The organism is Glutamicibacter sp. GQ173 (assembly GCF_059759215.1).
In genome coordinates this window covers 284,094-297,981 of record NZ_JCAXDT010000004.1, presented here as the reverse complement: position 1 = coordinate 297,981, position 13,888 = coordinate 284,094, and the positions used below count along the sequence as shown (strand labels likewise).

The following is a 13,888-nucleotide window of genomic DNA, read 5'->3' as shown; positions in this document are numbered from 1 at the left end:
GCAAAAACAATAGGGCTCATCCCTGAACCTTGCTGGCCGTGGCAATGAAAGCGGATCTGCCTGGTTATTTTGTGAGCGCTCTCACAAAACTCCTTCACCAATTCTCCACGATGGAACTTTCTTGTCAACCCCTGAGGGAAAATCGGCCGGGCACCCTTCAAGCTGAAGGCGCCCGGCCGATAGAACTGGCTGAATCTAGCCCTTTTTGGCCAGTTCCAGCCCTACAAGCACCGGGTCGTGATCCGATGAGCGGTACTGGTTCTGGCTAAACAGGTTGGTGATGTTGTAGTTGTAGCGGCTGTATTCATAGCCCACGGATTCGATGGCGTTGATATTCCAGATATCCTGCCCGGTCACCTTGGCGGCCAATTCTGGCGAGGCCAGAATATGGTCCAGGGAACCGCTCAATCCGCCATAGATGTAGCTCTGCGAATCCGCCGAGGCGCCCAGGTCAACGTAGCCCGCATCGGCGAGCACCCGGATTGGATCCTCGGCGGCGTAGGAGTTGAAGTCGCCAGCCAGCAGCACCTTGCGGGTATTGCGCGACTGCTTGAGCTGATCGGCAAAGCCAACCAGGGCCTTGGCCTGCTCAACGCGGTCGGCATTCCAGGCTCCCTGGCCGTCGCCGGAGTCGGCATTGCCCGAACCGTCATCGGGGTTGGATCCCTTGGACTTGAAGTGGTTGGCCACCACGACAAAACGGGTGTTCTGGTTGCCGCCGACCTTCTGGAAAGCCTGGCCCAGTGGATCGCGGGCATTGCCAAAGGCCTCGTCGTCGAGGATGACCGATTCGTCAATCGGCTTCACCGTCTTGGCGCGGTAGATGATCGCGGTGCGAATCACATCTTCGTCAGCCGGAATAGCCGCCGGGCTTGGCACGTAGCTCCAGATCTTCTGGCCGGCAGCCGAGTTCAGCTGCTCCACGAGGTGGGCGAGGGCGGCATCGCGGTCCTGTCCGAAGCGGGCCGAGTTTTCGATCTCTTCAAGCACCACCACATCGGCGGTGAACTTGCCCAGCGCCGCAACAATCTTGGATTGCTGGCGCGCGAAGCTCTCCTCGTTGGCAGCTCCGCGGGCATCACAGCCCTGCCGCACGGTCAGCGGGTTTCCCTCGCGGTCCCGGTAATAGCTGCAGCCTTCGAGCTCTTCGCCGGTGGTGGTGAAGTAGTTCAGCACGTTGAAGCTGCCGACACTCACATTGCCGCCCACTTCTTGCGGTGCTTCGTTGTCGATCTGCTCAAATGCCAGCGCAATATCCGCATCGTCGGCGCCGGTCACCTGGCCCTGGGGCTGCAGCCGCCACAAATCGTAGCGGTAGTCCAGGATCATCGGCCCGGTGAAGGCGGCGTTGGCGCCAACGCTGACCCGCTGTTCGGCGTCAATGTAGGGCAGGGCCACCGTGGTGTTCTTGGCGGTGCTGAAGTTCAGCGTGGCGCCGTCGTCAACCACGATGGAGCGCTGCGCATTTTCTTCGGCGAGCGCGGCAGCCTGGCCACTGCCCGGGGCAAAAACATCGGTGGGCTGGCGGAGCAATTTTTCACCTGGCAGGATCGAGCTGGTTCCCATGGCCAGGCTCAGTTCGCCGTACTGGTTCAGCGAGTAATTATCCGAGACGGTGAACTCGCCCTGTGGTTCTACGAGCATGGATTCGATCTGCTCGCGCCCGGCCTCGTCGCTGGGCAGGGAGATGGCCAGCGGCTTGATGGCTTCGGCTGCTTCCTCCAGACCCTGGACGCTTTCGGCTTTGATCTGGGTGAGCCCGTAGTACTCGCTGACGGTCCCGGAGACCTGCAGGTGATCCCCCACCTGCACGGAGGACACCTCGTCGGGAGCGTAAACGAATACCGCCGGGCTGCCGCCGGTTGGCAGCTGGGCCCCGGTGCCGGCGCTCTGCAGGTAAAAACCGCGGATCCCGCCCTCGGCGTAGGCGCCGGTGACCACCCCGCGCACGGTGGCTTTCTGGCCAGCCAGCGGAGAGCTGTCGCCGGTGCCCTGCACCTGCTCGATCGGGGTGATCTCGATGGTGTCGGCCTGGGCTGCGCTGAAGCTGGTTGCGGCAACCGCCCCTGACAGCAATACTGCTGCAATGCGCGTAGTTCGTCTTTTGCTCATGATGTCCCTCAGTTGATGATCAATGGTGTCCAGGCCTGAAGATAATCAAAGTCCGGTGAACGACTCATGAATTTCACCCGGTCTTTGCGAGGCCTATCCAAGAACCATCCAAAAGCATCAAGCGGTTTACGTCCAGAGGTGATTAAAGGAATATTCGCACTAATTGAACTGACCGGTCAGTTCAATTAGTCTATAACTGTGCTTATCGCAGATTCAGTCACCGTCAACGGACGCCACGACCAGCTGGTTCCGCCTACCTCGCTGCAGGTCATGCCCGGCGAGGTCCACCTCGTGGTTGCCGACCCGCAAATTTCGCGCACCGCACTGGCCCTCGCGCTCAGCGGACGGATGAAGCCCACCACCGGCGCGGTGTCCTGGGGCCACGCCGACTCGCTGAAAACCCTGCGCCAGCACACCGCCCTGCTCGATTCCCCCGAGGTCAACGAGCCTGAATCCCATATGAAGGTCCGCGATGTCATCGGCGAGGATCTGGCCTTGATCCCCGGCCCGATCTGGCGCAAGCCTCGGCCCAAGAAGTGGATGGAACAGCACGGATTCAGTGATGTTTCCACGCAGTGGGCCGATGCCATCGACCCGGCCCGGCGCCTTGAACTGCTGCTGCTGCTGGCCGCCGAGAACCCGAAAATCCAATTGCTGGTCCTCGACTCCCCGGACCGCCACGACATGCACGACGAGATGTGGCTGGGCCTGCTGCTGGACTTTGCCGAATCGCACCGCGAATTCGCGGTGGTCGCCATAGTCGCCAACGTCCCCTACGACTGGGATGGGCCGATCAGCCACCTGGGCTCCAGCAGGCAGGAACCCCTTGAAATTCCTACGCCGGAAACCGGCCTGCTCGATACGGCACTGCTGATCGAAGAGGTGCCGGAGGAAGAAGAGCCGGCAGCCGAAGAATTTGTGCAGGAAGAACTGGATCTGGATCTTCCCGAACCAGCCAGCGAAGCGAAGGACAACTAATGACGACGTTGCAGCTCGCGCTCTCCGAACTCAAGCGCATGACCCGCGGCACCCTGCCAAAGCTGGCGCTGATCGCCCTGACCTGTGTACCGCTGCTCTACGGAGCCCTCTACCTCTATGCCAACTGGAACCCGCAGGGAAACCTCGACAAGGTCACCGCGGCCGTGGTCAACCTCGATGACGGCGCCAAAAAGGACGGCGAGTTCACCCGCGTCGGCGATGACGTGGTGGAGAACCTCGAAGAGGACGGCACCTTCAGCTGGGCCCACCTCGACACCCGGAAAGATGCCGAAGACGCGGTAGCCAGCGGCGAATACGCATTCGCCCTGGTGCTGCCCGATGACTTCTCGGCGGCGCTGGTCTCCCCCGGCGACTTCAAGGATGCCGACAAGGCCGACCTTGAGCTGTTGACCAACGATGCGAACAACTTCATGGTCTCCAATTTTGCCCGCACCCTCGCCGGCGAGGTGCGCACCTCGGTCTCCGAAGAGGTCGGCACGGAAACCGCCTCGGCAATGATCGCCGGCTTTGTGGACATCCACAGCTCCATGGGCGAAGCCGCCGACGGCGCGAAGAAGCTCTACGACGGAACCCTGAGCCTCGGCGACGGCGTGCTCACCCTGGCTGACGGGACGACCAAGCTGGTCGACGGCAGCAGCGAGCTCTCCGAGGGCAGCGTGAAGCTCAAGGACGGCACCTCCCAGCTTTCGGGAGGACTGCAGGACTTGCTGGCCGGACAGAAAAAGCTGAGCAATGGGACCAGCGATTTGGCCGACGGCACCGGTGAATTGGCCACCGGCGCGGACAAGCTGAGCAAGGGGCTGCACACCATGCAGGCCAAGACCACGTCCCTTCCGGACTCGGTCAGCCAGCTCAACGACGGCGCCCAGAGCGCCAAGGGCGCTGCCGATCAGCTGGCCACCGGCTCGCGCCAGGTAGCCGACGGCAACCAGCAGCTGGCCACCACCGCCGATGAAGCCATCTCGGTGATCAACCAGCTGCAGGCCGACACCGACAAGCGGCTGGAAAACGTCAAAACCGACGCCCAGGCGCAGCTGGATCAGCTGGTCGCCGAGGGGACGCTGAGCGCCGAACAGGCCAAGACCATCAAGTCCACGATCAGCCAGAGCGTCGAGGACTCCTCCTTGCCCAACGCCCTGGAATCCAAGGTGGACCAGGTGAACAGCGGCTTGTCGTCAATGCAATCGAAATTGCACACTCTTGCCGATGGCTCCGAAAAGGTCGCCGACGGCAACCAGCAGCTGGCCACCGGCCTGGGCACTCTGGCCAAGGGCACCAAGAAGCTGGACGCCGCAGTGCCAAGCCTGGTGGATGGCATTTCCAGCGCCGCCGACGGCTCGGCAGCACTGGCCACCGGAGCCCACAGCGCCAACGACGGAGCCAAGAAACTGGCCGACGGGCAAAAATCGGCGCTGTCCGGAACCTCCCAGGCTGCCAACGGCGCCAAAGCCCTCGATGAAGGCGCCGGAACCCTGGTGCAGGGAACCGATGCGCTGCACGGCGGACTGGTCAAGCTCTCCGACGGCGTCGGCGACCTGTCCAAGGGTGCCGGACAGCTCGAGGACGGGTCCTCGCAGCTGTCCAGCGGCCTGGATGACGGGGTCAAGCAGGTCCCGAACCCGGATCAGAAGACCAGCGACCAGCTGGCCGACGTCATCGGCTCCCCGGTGGCGCTGGATAACGTCAAGCAGGCCGAAGCCCAGTCCTATGGCGCCGGCTTGGCCCCCTTCTTCATGACCCTGGCAACCTACATCGGCGTTTTGGTCCTCACCCAGGTCATGCGCCCGATCACCAAGCGCGCGCTGCTCTCCAATGGAAGCAACTGGAAGATCTCGATCGGCGGATGGCTGCCCTTCGCCGCCATCGCGGTGGTGCAAACCAGCCTGCTCTACGCGGCCGTGCACTTCGGCCTGGGCCTGACCACGGCCCACCCATGGATGGCATGGCTCCTGCTGGTCTGCGCCGCCCTGTGCTTCAGCGCCCTGATCCAGGGGTTCTTCGCCCTGCTGGGCACCGCAGGAAAGTTCCTGGTGCTGGTGCTCATGGTCCTGCAGCTGATCACTGCCGGCGGCACCTTCCCCTGGGAGACCCTGCCGGAGCCGTTGCAGTTCCTGCACCAGATCCTGCCGATGGGCAACGTGGTGATCGGCATGCGCCACCTGGTGTACGGGGCCGATCTGAGCGTGCTTTCCACCGTGCTCGGCTCGCTTCTGGCCTACACCGCCTTGGGCTTGCTGCTGAGCATGCTCGCGGTGCGGAAGAACAAGACCTGGACCCTGAAGGTCCTGCAACCGGAGCTCAAGGAATGACCACCCCAGCCAGCCAACGCCGCCGCGTGCGCGCCACCGATTCCAAGGAACGGATTTTCGAGGCCGCCATGACCTTGCTGGGTACCCGCGCGCCGGAGGCCGTCTCGGTGGACCAGATCGCCGCGTCCGCCGGGGTGTCCAAGGGCACCGTCTACTACAACTTCGGGTCCAAGGACGAGCTGATCAGCCAGATCCTCGACTTTGGCGCGCAGAAGCTGATGGACGAGCTGAACCGCGCAGCCGCCGGGCCGCAGCCCTACCTGGCGCTGAAGCACATGGTGGAATTCGCCATGGACTTCGTGGCCAGCTACCCGGCCTTTGTCCAACTGTGGATGCAGGAGCAATTGCGCGCCGATGACAATAGCGACTTCAGCACCACGACGCTGCACCGCCAGGTCACCGATGTGCTGCTCCAGGTCCTTGAACGCCTGGTCCGGCTCGACGAGGCTGAAAAATTCCCGGTGGCCACCACCATCTTTGGCGCCGCACTGTTCACCGCCCGGATGCGGGCCACCGGCCGCGCGGATTTGGCGCGCGATCAGGTCATCAGCGCCGTCATGCTCACGGTTGATGGGCTGCTGGCCACCCGTCCGCACGCCACGAGCTAGTCGGTTCAATCCCCGGCAGCTGCCCGGAGTAGATCACCACTCCCGGGTAGCGCTCCAGCCGCTCCAGCACCTGGGCATAGCCCTGTGCCGGCAGCCGGGTGGCCAGCTCATCGAGCACCAGCACCGGCGGTTCGCGCAGCAGGGCGCGGGCCACCAGCAGCGCCGCCTGCTGGCCGCGTCCCAACGGTTCCCCGCCTCGGCGCAGCCTGGTCTCCTCCGCCTGCGGCAGCGCTGCCAGATCCAGCCCGCACTGCGCGGCCAGCGCCAGCGCCTTGCCCATCGAGGCTCCGGGGTGGCGGTAGCGCAGGGCCCGCCCCAGGCTGCCGCGTTCTGGCACCATCGATTCCAGCGCCGCACCTACCAGCTTGCGCCGGGAGGCCTCAGGCAGATCCTCGCTGCGCCCTTCTGCGATCCACACGCCTGCTTGGCTCTCGCCGCACTGGCCGTAGCTTCCGGTGGCGATGGCCGCCAACAGCCTGGAGCACTGCTCGTCGGTCCCCAGCACCTCAATGCGTTCGCCCGGCTGGGCGAGCAGCACCGGAAAGCGGTCCGGATCCTGCGCCGGCGGATGGATCCGCACCGCCGAAGGCTGGCCCAACAGCTCCCTGGCCTCCCGGGTACTGGCCTGCCGCGCGTCGCTGCCTCGCCATTGCTCTTCCTGGGCCAGCAACGGGGCCAGGATCCGGCGCCCGGCCTTGTAGTTCTGCCGGTATTCCACCGCCTTGCCCCATTCGCCCAGGCTCCCGGCGCAAATCCCCATCAGCGTCAGCGCCGTAGCCACTGCGGAGCCAGGCAGGCCTGCCGCCGCGCAGACGCCGACCACCAGCGCGGTGCCCAGCAGCGGCACGGCCAATGCCGAGCCGCGCAGGGCGGCGGCATAGCGGGCCCGCTGCACCGACGCGTCGATCACCTTCTGCGCAGAACCCTGCACCCGCGCCACTTCACGGTCGATCCCTCCCCCGGCGGCGATCGCGGTTCGCGCGGCCACGGTGTCGGAGATCCGGGCCGCCAAATTCCCGCGATGCCGGCGCAGGCTCCTGGCGCTGGAAAAAGTCCCGCCGGCCAGGCCCGCCAATAGCGCCGCCTCGAGCAATAGAGTCAGCCCCAAGCTCGCGGCCAGCAGGGGATGCAAGAGCCACAACCCGGCACCGCTGACCAGCAGCAACGGCAGTCCCGCCACCAGCGGCACCAGGCCCTGCACAATCCAGTTGCGGATCGAGGACAGGTCATTGGTGGAGCGGGCGATGGTGATCCCGGCCGAAGGACCGCGCGCGCTGCGCAGCGCGTGGGCGATCAGCCCGCGCCGCAATTGCGCCACATAGTGCTGCCCGAGTTTCTCGGCGAGTACCCGTTCCAGGTACTTCGCCGCAAAAAACCCCATCACCAGCCCAATCACGGCGCAGAGCGCAGGGGTTGCATAACCAGCGTGAAGTTGCCCGATCAGCCAGCCAATGGCGATCGAGAGCAGGCCGGCGAGAATGCCCAAGCCCAACAGCCCCGCCAGCAGCCTGCGCCGCCCTGGCGCAACCAGCCGGGGCAAGTGGTTCCCGGTTGCCAATGGCTGCACTACTTGGCACGCAGCAGGCTGGCGGCTACCTCGGCCTGGCACAGCTCAAAGGTGCCGATTACCGGGGTGGACAGCTGGCTCTGGGCTTCCTGCGCGGCCAGCGGCGAAGCGGTCAGCACCCCGCTGACCGCAGCCAGATCGAGCCCGGCTTCCAGCAAAATGCGCTCCCCGGCCTGCGCCCCGAGCGCGTCCTGGGCGCTGAACAGCACCCGGTCCACATGTTCGGCAAAAATCGGGTCGGCCAGCAATCGGGAGGTTTCCCCCTGGAACAGCCCGTCGGCGATCTCGATGATCACCGCATCGGCTCCGCTGGCGCACTGCTCCCGGATCATCGCCACGAGCAGCGAGCGCACCGTCTCATAGTCCAGCCGGTAGGTGGTCGGGTAGCCGAAGTCGGTGAAGTCGCACACGCTGAACGCTCCGGCATCGATGAACAGGTTCGGGTCATTGCCGGCCCCGGTGCCGGTCGCCTTGCCCGCGGCCACGCTCATCCCGGCGTTGACCAGCCCATTGACCAGGCACCCCAAGGTGGTGGACTTCCCGGAGTTCATCGAGGTGCCCAGCACCGCGATGACCGGCGGGCGCACAGCGCCGGTGTTCGCTGCGCGGGGCGAATCGTTGTTGATGTCCAGCGGCGCGAAGTCCAGGAGATTCACCACCTTGCCGTGGCGCAACAGCAGGCCCACCGGCTCCAGCTGCGTGGCCTGGTCGATGGACGCGTGCTGCTCGATCACTTCGCTGGCCACGCCGCCTCCCGCCACCAGCTGGCAGGGCCCCAGGTCCTGGGGAACGTGCGCCAGGAACTGGTCCGGCGCGTAGCGGTGGCCGTAGGCCACCATGATTTCCTGGCCAGCAAAAATCAGCTGGCGGCGCGAGGCCGGGGACTGCAAATGCTTATGCTTGCCCAGCTCGGTCACCGTCGCGATCACCACGTCGCCGGGGGCTGGAACCATCTGCGCCTGGCGCACGATCTGGAAGACCTGCGGATTGCGCTGCAGTTCCGCGGCGACGAAGCGGGTGGTGTAGGCGGCCCGGATGGCCTGGGCACGAGCTGCGTCGATGTGCTGCTGCACGTCTTTGCGTGCGGCGGTGCTCTGTACTGGAAGAGTTTCTGCGATGACGGCCATGGTCCCATTCCTCTTTCACGCAAGGCCCGGTGCACCCTGCTGGTGCTCCGGTGCTGGCTGCGGTGCCAACAGTCCTCAGTGAAGAGAGCAATGGTTAAGAGAAGATGAACGAGGCCTGAGGCCTTCCGGTGCAATCGATGAGAGGGTTTTCATCTGCTTCTCATAACCGCAGATCATCCATATAACGCCGGTTGACTAGTGGATAAGAAAAACTTGGTGAGAGTTTTCTCATTCGGGCCGCGGCGCAAGGAAATGCGTGACGCGGGCATCGCGAACATCCAGATGCGAGTACGGGTGACTGGTTTCCAGCACCGTGGTCCCGAGCGTTGGATAGTTCATCGCCAGCTCGTACACGGCATCTTCATCGGAGTCGACCGAGGCCAGCCGCAGGGCCAGTTCCTGGAGCACCGGCTGGTGCCCGATCACCAGCAGGTTGCTCACCGTATCGGGCACCTCGTTGATGATGGAGCACAGCTGCGCGACGCCCGCGCCATAGATTCGCGAGTCCACATAGGGAGTTGGCCCTTTTTCGCCCAGTTCCGAGAGCACCCATGCGCAGGTGGACCGGGCCCGCAACGCATCCGAGCACAGGATGTAGTCAGGAACCAGGTCCTGTTCCACCAGCCAGGCGCCGGCTGACGGGGCCTCGCGGTGCCCTCGGGCAGCCAGCGGCCGATCGTGATCCGCGACGCCCAGCGGGTAGTCGGCCTTGGCGTGGCGCATCAAGATGAGCTTGCGCGAATGCATGGTGTTCATCTTCCCAGCTTAAGACAGCAGCGGCGGGCAAACCGAATATGATTTGCCCGCCGCTGCCAGGTGATGAAACTAGATCGAGTATTCAGGAGCTGCCCAGACGACAACTTCCGGGTGCTCGTAGAAGCGGTAGCCCTGGCCGCGCACGGTTCGCACGGTGTTGGCCAGGCGGCCCAGCTTGGAGCGCAGGCGGCGGATGTGCACGTCGATAGTGCGCTCGTTGGGCACCTCTTCGGCATTGCGCCACAGGTTTTCCAGCAGCTCTTCGCGTCCGACGGTGCGGGTGCCGTTCTCCACGAGGAAGTTCAGCAGCTCGAATTCCTTGAAGGTCAGGTTCAGGGTCTCGCCGTCCAGGTACACCTCGCGGCGGGACAGGTCGATCAGCACACCCGATGGGCGCGGGGTGCTTGGACGGGCTTCGGCCCGTGGACGGCGCGAGACGGTTGGGTCCCCCAGCGCCTGGCGGACAACATCAATAGGCTCGCCCTGGGCGCTGGTTGGCGCCAAGGCTACCGCCGCGTGGGTCTGCGCCTGCGGCGAGAGGGTAGCCAGGAATGCGCGAACCTGGGTAGCCAGCTTGCCCAGCGAGGTGCCCTGCGCTTGGGCTGCGGTTTCATCCAGGCCTACATACAGCACGAAGCCGCGGGCTGAAGTGTCAGCGCCCGCCTGGCCCACAGGCTGTACCGGGGTGCTGGTCGGCTGATGCGCGGCTTCACGAGTTTCCTGGACGTTGGAAACAGCGCGCAGTGGGCGATAGCCCGCTGGTGCATAGTTGCCAGCTGCCTGGCGCTGTGCAGCAGCTGCGCGGTTCTGCGCGTTGCGAATTGAAACGTGGACGTATCCGGATCCAGCCGACATGATGATTTCCTCTTTTAGTGCGAAGGCCAAGTGGCTTGGCGCTCGTGCTTCGGGTTTTGCTTGCGCTGTTCGCGGCCTTCGTCCACGTCCAGCAGTTGGGTTTCCCGTCAACGACCGGCAAAATCTCGATTATGAAAGGCTCATAATTCCGTTTTTGCGCCGTTGACGCCGAGCATTCGATTGCAACATGCATCGGCAAACCTCGGCTGTCCGCCGGGATGCTTTTTGCTGTTCTGCGCCGTACTCACACATCTAGTTTCCTCGTAACATTGTCAACTTGCAAGTAACAAACCAGGGGGCTGTCCATATAGTGAGACGAAAATGCCCAAAGGTGATGCAGGACACTTTAGGCATATCTAGGAAATCTAAGCGCTTAACTACTCAATATGTTCAAGCTTTTCGAGCAGATCATGCATACCGACCAGTCCATCCATGCCCCTGAATATCCATTCACCCCATAGCGTTGTCCACACTCCAATCATTCGCCGAACGCAAGGCTTGACCAAATTAAGCACTACCGGTCAGCAAAATTCCTGCATAAACTCGACATGTAGTCATAGCTCGCGCACAGCAAAATCATATTCTTACCCCAAGGCAATAGGAGAGGCTGTTAAACATGAATGAATCCCGGTTTTCACCTTCGCAGTTGCCCCGCCTCACCCATCCAGACGGCACCCCCATCAAAGTCCTCGTCGTCGACGACGAACCCTCGCTGGCCGAACTGGTAGCCATGGGAACCCGCATGCTCGGATGGGAAGCCACCATGGCTCACGACGGCCCGGAAGCTGTAGCCACCGCTCGCTCGCTGGCACCGGACGTCCTCGTTTTGGACTGGATGCTGCCAGGCTTTGATGGCCCAGAAGTGCTGCGCAAGGTCCGCACCCATTTCCCCGAGATCCCGGTCCTCTTCCTCACCGCCAAGGATGCGGTGGAAGATCGCATCGAAGGGCTCGGCGCCGGGGCCGACGACTACGTGGCCAAGCCATTCAGCCTCGAAGAAGTCCTGATCCGCTTGCACCGCCTGGTTGAGCGCTCCGGGGCTGCCGCCGCGGATACCGCTGAATTGGTAGTAGGCGATCTGGTGCTGAATATGGATTCGCATGATGTCTCCCGGGCCGGCCGCGATATCTCGCTGACCGCCACCGAATTCGACCTGCTCAGCTACCTGATGAGCAACGCCCGGCGCGTGGTGTCCAAATCGCAGATCCTCGATAACGTCTGGCACTACGACTTCGACGGCCAGGCGAATATCGTCGAACTCTACATTTCCTATCTGCGCAAGAAGATCGATGTTGATGCAGAGCCAATGATCCATACCGTGCGTGGCGTCGGCTACGTGCTGAAGCCGGCGGCATGAGCTTTTTCTCCCCCAGCACCAAGGTCAGCTCGCCGCATGCCTTGCAGCGCAAGCTCCTGCTCATCCTGTTGACCTCGCTCACCGCGGTCTCCGTGCTGCTCGGCCTGCTGTACAACGCCGGCATGCGCCAGACCTTGATGGACCAGCTCAATAGCCAGCTGCGGCTGACCACCGAGCGCGCACTGAATTATTCCCAGGGCGCTCCCGCGGTGAACTCCCGCTTGGATGCCCCAGGCCAGGCTGCCGGCACCCTGACCGCGCGCTTTGTCGACAAATATGTCTTCAACGGCGGAGTGCTCGATGAGCGCACCGGCGAGCGGCAGCAGCTGAGCCAGGAAGATGCCATCCCGATGGTGGACCTTGAACTCAGCGACCTGCATCCCGACAAGGATAATTTCAATCCGGTACGGGCACATCTGACGGTGGGCGACTACTACCTTGTCGCAGTCAAGGATTCGGGCTCCAACGGGATCCTGATCGTCGGCTTGCCGCTGCATGGCACCGACCTGGCCCTGCGCGGCATGGCCTGGCTGACCTTGTTTATCGCCCTGATCCTGATCGCCGGCGCGGGATTGGCCGGCTCGTGGCTGATTTCCCGCTCGCTGGCCTCGCTCAAGCGCGTGGCCTCCGTGGCCGCATCCGTGGCCGCCGAGGACCTGGATTCGGGCAAGGTGGCGCTGACCCAGCGGGTCCCTTCCGCGGATGCGATCCCGGGAACCGAAGTCGGCAATGTCGGCAACGCGCTGAACGCCATGATCAGCAACGTCTCCACGGCGCTGACCGCCCGCGAAAAGTCGCAGGCACAGATGCGCCAGTTTGTCGCCGATGCCTCGCATGAATTGCGCACCCCGTTGTCCTCAATTCGCGGCTACACCGAACTGCTCTCCGCTACCGAGCATTTCTCCCCCGACGGCCAGCGCTCGATCGACCGGGTCTTGCAGCAAAGCAGCCGGATGGGGTCGCTGGTGGAGAATCTATTGCTTTTGGCACGACTGGACGAAGAAAATTCGTTCAAGCGCAGCAGGCTTGATTTGGGCATGCTCACCGCGGACATCACCGAGGACTTCAAGCTGACCGCCAGCGACCATCACTGGGATTTCGAGTGCTGCGCCGAGCAGACCATGGTTTTCGGCGACTCCGCCTCGCTGCGCCGGGTGATCACCAACCTGCTGGCCAACGCGCGCAAGCACACCTCTGCTGGCAATACGGTCACCGTGACGGTGGACCAGGATGACGAGACCGATGAGGCGGTGCTTGAGGTGCACGACACCGGCGAAGGCATTGCCCCAGAGTTCCTGCCGAAGGTTTTCGAGCGCTTCACCCGTGCCGACAAGGCGCGCTCCGGTTCCGATGGAACAACCGGGCTGGGACTGCCGATCGCCAAGAGCATCGTCGAAGCCCACGGTGGCAGCATTTCCGTGAGCTCCGAGCCCGGCAATACCGTCTTCGAGGTTCGCCTGCCGCTAGCCGAAGAGGAAGCTGGGCCGAAAACGCCAGAGGCCGCGGTCAAGTAACCGCGGCCTCTGGGCTATTGCCTGGTGCTTGCTAGGCGATAGGCGGGGTGACACCGTACAGGCGGTCACCGGCATCGCCCAAGCCTGGAATGATGTAGGACTTCTCGTTCAGCTTCTCATCCAGCGAAGCGAGCACTACGTGCACGCGGTTGTCGTCGCCGTGGATTTCTTCCAGTCGGGCGACGCCCTCAGGGGCCGCGATCAGGCAGATGCACGTTACGGACTCGGCGCCGCGATCGAAAATGAACTTGATCGCCTCGGCCAGGGTGCCGCCGGTAGCCAGCATCGGGTCCAGCACGAAGACCTGGCGGCCGGTCAGGTCGTTAGGCACGCGATCGGCGTAGGTGATGATGTCCAGGGTTTCCTCATTGCGGGCCATGCCCAGGAAGCCGACCTCTGCGGTGGGGACCAGGCGCGTCATGCCTTCAAGCATGCCCAGTCCGGCACGCAGGATGGGGACAACCAGCGGGGTTGGCTTGGCAATGGCAGTGCCGATGGTGGTGGCGACCGGGGTCTGGACCTGGACGCTTTCGGTCTTCACCTCGCGGGTAGCCTCATAAGCCAGCAGGGTGACCAGTTCATCGGTCAGCTGGCGGAAGATCGAAGACGGGGTGTTCTTATCTCGAAGAACCGATACCTTGTGTGCCACCAGCGGGTGGTCGACTACCTGTACGCGCATAAGTA

General features: G+C 63.6%; 11 protein-coding genes. 5 read left to right on the top strand and 6 right to left on the bottom strand.

Features of this window, described 5'->3' with window-relative positions; translation table 11 throughout:
- Window positions 1-195 precede the first annotated feature (195 nt).
- On the bottom strand, window positions 196-2,112 hold the full coding sequence (locus tag AC6CHO_RS09090; protein WP_498214717.1) for an ExeM/NucH family extracellular endonuclease: 1,917 nt from the start codon (window positions 2,110-2,112) through the stop codon (window positions 196-198).
- 198 nt (window positions 2,113-2,310) lie between these two features.
- Here AC6CHO_RS09090 and AC6CHO_RS09085 point away from each other — a divergent pair, with 198 nt between their 5' ends.
- From AC6CHO_RS09085 to AC6CHO_RS09075, 3 genes are read left to right on the top strand one after another with little or no spacing between them, the layout of a single operon-like run.
- Entirely contained in the window at window positions 2,311-3,090 is a 780-nt protein-coding gene (locus AC6CHO_RS09085; RefSeq protein ID WP_498214716.1) for an ABC transporter ATP-binding protein, read from the top strand.
- Window positions 3,090-5,420 (top strand): YhgE/Pip family protein, encoded by a 2,331-nt coding sequence (locus AC6CHO_RS09080; protein WP_498214715.1) that lies wholly within the window; start codon window positions 3,090-3,092, stop codon window positions 5,418-5,420. Before AC6CHO_RS09085 ends, AC6CHO_RS09080 begins: the two co-directional genes overlap by 1 nt.
- Window positions 5,417-6,028: a TetR/AcrR family transcriptional regulator gene (locus AC6CHO_RS09075; RefSeq protein WP_498214714.1), complete on the top strand. Its 612-nt coding sequence runs from the start codon at window positions 5,417-5,419 to the stop codon at window positions 6,026-6,028. Before AC6CHO_RS09080 ends, AC6CHO_RS09075 begins: the two co-directional genes overlap by 4 nt.
- Here AC6CHO_RS09075 and AC6CHO_RS09070 read toward each other — a convergent pair.
- The 4 genes from AC6CHO_RS09070 to AC6CHO_RS09055 form a co-directional block, all read right to left on the bottom strand.
- Window positions 5,982-7,586, bottom strand: coding sequence for a hypothetical protein (locus AC6CHO_RS09070; RefSeq protein WP_498214713.1), 1,605 nt, complete (start codon window positions 7,584-7,586; stop codon window positions 5,982-5,984). The two genes, AC6CHO_RS09075 and AC6CHO_RS09070, sit on opposite strands and share 47 nt — an antisense overlap.
- An 8-nt stretch (window positions 7,587-7,594) precedes the next feature.
- Window positions 7,595-8,722, bottom strand: a complete 1,128-nt coding sequence (locus AC6CHO_RS09065; RefSeq protein WP_498214712.1) for a DUF1611 domain-containing protein — start codon at window positions 8,720-8,722, stop codon at window positions 7,595-7,597.
- 228 nt (window positions 8,723-8,950) lie between these two features.
- Window positions 8,951-9,478: a SixA phosphatase family protein gene (locus tag AC6CHO_RS09060; protein ID WP_498214711.1), complete on the bottom strand. Its 528-nt coding sequence runs from the start codon at window positions 9,476-9,478 to the stop codon at window positions 8,951-8,953.
- Between the two features lie 69 nt (window positions 9,479-9,547).
- The gene (locus AC6CHO_RS09055; protein WP_498214710.1) at window positions 9,548-10,333 is read right to left on the bottom strand and encodes a winged helix-turn-helix domain-containing protein; all 786 of its coding nucleotides are present in this window, start codon (window positions 10,331-10,333) and stop codon (window positions 9,548-9,550) included.
- A gap of 616 nt (window positions 10,334-10,949) precedes the next feature.
- Here AC6CHO_RS09055 and AC6CHO_RS09050 point away from each other — a divergent pair.
- Together AC6CHO_RS09050 and AC6CHO_RS09045 are read left to right on the top strand one after the other, a co-directional pair.
- Window positions 10,950-11,690, top strand: a complete 741-nt coding sequence (locus AC6CHO_RS09050) for a response regulator transcription factor (RefSeq protein WP_022875560.1) — start codon at window positions 10,950-10,952, stop codon at window positions 11,688-11,690.
- Window positions 11,687-13,204 carry a sensor histidine kinase gene (locus tag AC6CHO_RS09045; protein ID WP_498214709.1) on the top strand — a complete coding sequence of 506 codons (1,518 nt, stop codon included), beginning with the start codon at window positions 11,687-11,689 and terminating at the stop codon, window positions 13,202-13,204. Before AC6CHO_RS09050 ends, AC6CHO_RS09045 begins: the two co-directional genes overlap by 4 nt.
- Before the next feature lie 31 nt (window positions 13,205-13,235).
- Here the strand turns inward: AC6CHO_RS09045 and upp are convergent, their stop codons facing one another.
- Window positions 13,236-13,883 carry a uracil phosphoribosyltransferase gene (gene upp / locus AC6CHO_RS09040; RefSeq protein ID WP_060700568.1) on the bottom strand — a complete coding sequence of 216 codons (648 nt, stop codon included), beginning with the start codon at window positions 13,881-13,883 and terminating at the stop codon, window positions 13,236-13,238.
- Between the last annotated feature and the right edge of the window lie 5 nt (window positions 13,884-13,888).